Consider the following 2,453-nt stretch of genomic DNA (forward strand, 5'->3'; position numbering starts at 1 on the left):
GATGATGTTTTTGGATCCGGAAATCCAAATAATACCTTCTTAAATATTGGTTCCGGGGTATTCTATTATACCGATAAATATTATGTTGCTTTTTCGGTGCCAAATATGTTAAAATCTAAATATTTAGATTTCGACGGGAGGCAATACGGAACGGATGTAATCCATTATTTCTTAACCGGAGGTTATGTATTTGACATCAACCCTAATTTAAAATTCAAACCTTTTGCCATGATTAAATCATCGGTAGATGCACCAACATCTTTAGATCTCTCCGCTAACTTTATGCTTTATGATAAATTAGAATTAGGAGCAACTTATAGACTGGAAGACTCTTTTGGAGCAATGGTAAATTTTGCCATTACACCAAGCTTAAGAGTAGGATATGCGTACGATCACATTGTTTCTGATTTAAATGTTGTAACACCGGCTTCTCACGAAGTTATGCTGTTATTTGATTTGAACTTCCCGAAAAAAGTATCACGTTCACCAAGATATTTCTAACCTATAAAGTAATTCTAAAAATGAAAAATTTATATATAGTATTAAGTTTTGTAGCCATCAGCTTTACCATGTCGGCACAAAATAAAAACACCAAGGCAGCCGATAAACTATTCGCCCGATTTGAATATGTTAATGCTGCCAAAGAATATCTGAAATTGGTGGAAAACGGAAAAGCAGATCCTTATGTGTATAAGCAATTAGCTGATGCCTATTATAATATGTTTAATTCGGCAGAAGCAGTTAAATGGTATGCTAAAGCTACCGAAACACAGCAGGATGCAGAAACCTATTACCGTTATGCTCAAATGCTCAAAGCGGAAGGAAAATATGAAGATGCCAACAAGCAAATGAGAAAATTTGCAGCGGCTGCGCCAAATGATTTAAGAGCCAAAGCTTTTAATGAAAATCCAAATTACATTCCAAGATTATTAGATAAAGCCAAGCTGTATGATGTGAAATCTTCTGACATCAGTAGTGATAAATCTGATTTTGGTGCTGTCTTATATGACAACAGTTTGTATTTTGCCAGTGCCCGAAATGGTGCCCGTAAAAATTATGGTTGGACAGATGAACCTTTCTTAGACATTTATAAAGCGGATTACAACGCAGACGGAACGATTACTAATGCTTCGACTGTAACGGAATTAAATTCAAAATGGCATGATGGTCCAATAACTATTAGTTCGGACGGGAAAACGGCTTATTTTGCCAGTGAAAGCTACAAAGAGAAAGAGTCTACTCCTAAAGATAAAAAGGCTAATGCCAAATTCAGTCAGGTGTATCTTTTTAGTGTATCTAAAAATGGAGATTCCTGGGGAACGCCTTCTTCGTTACCTTTTAATGATGAAGCATTTTCAAACAGTAATCCAAGTTTGAGCAGAGATGGTAAAACCTTATACTTCTCCTCTAACAGACCGGGAAGTTTAGGCAGCGGAACCACTGATATCTGGAAAGTGGCCGTTAATGCTGACGGAACTTACGGAGATCCTCAAAACCTGGGCAACAAAGTAAATACCGAAGGAAATGAAAGTTTCCCTTTTATCGCTGATGACAACAAAACCTTATATTTTGCTTCGGCAGGAAAACAAGGTCTTGGTGGATTGGATGTTTACCAAATTGATTTGTCAAATGGTTCTGAAGCATCTAATTTAGCTAAACCGGTAAATTCCGAAAAAGATGATTTTGCCTTTACATTTAATGAAAGCAAAAAAATCGGATTCTTATCCAGTAACCGAAGCGGAAACGATGATATCTATATCGTTAATCCTATTTGTGGTGTTGATGTTTTAATTGTGGTTACCGATGCAAAAACAGGCGCTATTTTAGCCAATGCAAGTGTTTCTATCCTTGATGACAAGAAAAATGTTATCGCTACGGAAATGTCAAATGCTAAAGGTGAAGTAAGTTATAGAGTGGAATGCGACAGAGCTTACGTGGTTCAGGCTTCTAAAGATGGTTATGAAGGAAATACGTTTGCTGTAGCTAAAAGCAAAGGACCAAAAGCCAAAGTGGATGCACCATTACAACCAATAGAAGTTATCGTAACTGAAAAAGAAATTATCCTGAACCCTATTTACTTTGAATTTGACAAAAGCAATATCACTCGTGAAGGTGCTTTTGAGTTAGACAAATTAGTTCAGGTAATGAAAAATAATGACAAAATGGTTATCCTTGCCAAATCGCATACCGATAGCAGAGGAGCTGATAACTACAATTTACCCCTGTCTGACAGAAGAGCAAAATCAACTGTTCAATACATAATTTCTAAAGGAATTGATGCCAGCAGAATTTCCGGAAAAGGAATGGGAGAATCAGAACCTAAAGAAGTTTGTAAACCTTGTACAGAAGCGCAGCATGCTCTTAACAGACGTTCAGAATTCTTAATTGTAAAGTAATTTAAAGACTTCCTCTTAATATAAAAACCGCCCTTTATACGAGGCGGTTTTTTATTT

2 protein-coding genes are annotated in these 2,453 nt (G+C 36.4%); both read left to right on the forward strand.

Going from position 1 to position 2,453, the window contains the following annotated elements:
• Nucleotides 1–501, forward strand: a 501-nt coding sequence (locus L1S35_RS13160) for a PorP/SprF family type IX secretion system membrane protein (RefSeq protein ID WP_236401450.1), incomplete at its 5' end; no start/stop codon positions are given.
• A 20-nt stretch (nt 502–521) separates the two neighbouring features.
• Complete coding sequence (locus L1S35_RS13165; protein ID WP_236401451.1) at nt 522–2,396, forward strand: OmpA family protein; 1,875 nt, start codon at nt 522–524, stop codon at nt 2,394–2,396.
• Nucleotides 2,397–2,453 lie beyond the last annotated feature (57 nt).

This window comes from Flavobacterium anseongense, from assembly GCF_021608185.1.
Taxonomy (GTDB): domain Bacteria; phylum Bacteroidota; class Bacteroidia; order Flavobacteriales; family Flavobacteriaceae; genus Flavobacterium; species Flavobacterium anseongense.